At 71.9% G+C, this 513-nt stretch carries 1 protein-coding gene; it reads right to left on the reverse strand.

Going from position 1 to position 513, the window contains the following annotated elements; all coding sequences use genetic code 11:
- The coding region (locus tag JMF90_RS39900; protein WP_201326637.1) for an oxygenase MpaB family protein at positions 1-454 on the reverse strand (454 nt) is incomplete at its 3' end.
- Positions 455-513 lie beyond the last annotated feature (59 nt).

A 513-nucleotide genomic window follows, 5' to 3' on the forward strand; every position in this document is an offset into this window, starting at 1 on the left:
GATCGTCGGCGCGGTACGGCCGTCCGTCCGGCGCGCTGCCCGAGACGTGCGCATGGATCGCTTTCACGCGTTCGATCAGCGCGAGCGCGTCCGCGCGGCTGCCGAACGTCGTTCCCGTGATGAACGTGGCGGTGCGCCGCAAGCGGCCGAAGATGTCGGTGCGGAACGACGAATGATCCCAGACACCCGCGAGCGCGAGCGGGTGGAGCGCCTGCAGCAGCAGCGCGGCGATGCCGCCCGTCATCATCGACGTGAAATCGGCATGCACGCGCCAGCAGACGGCGTCGGGGCCGAACAGCCCTGGGTCGCCAGGCGGTGAAGAGAGATCGATCGATGGACCGCCACCGCCGGCCGTCAGGTGCGTGATGCCGGCCACGAGCCGCTTGCGGATCGGCTCGGCCCAGCGCGGGCCCGGCGCGGGTGCGGTGGGGTGGCGGCTGGGCGGCGTCGTCATGGCGGGTGCGGCTCGGGTGGCGGATTACTCGCCGTCGGGGGTATCCCACTCGTCGCGTT

Source organism: Burkholderia sp. E168m23 (assembly GCF_016586125.1).
Classification (GTDB): domain Bacteria; phylum Pseudomonadota; class Gammaproteobacteria; order Burkholderiales; family Burkholderiaceae; genus Burkholderia; species Burkholderia orbicola.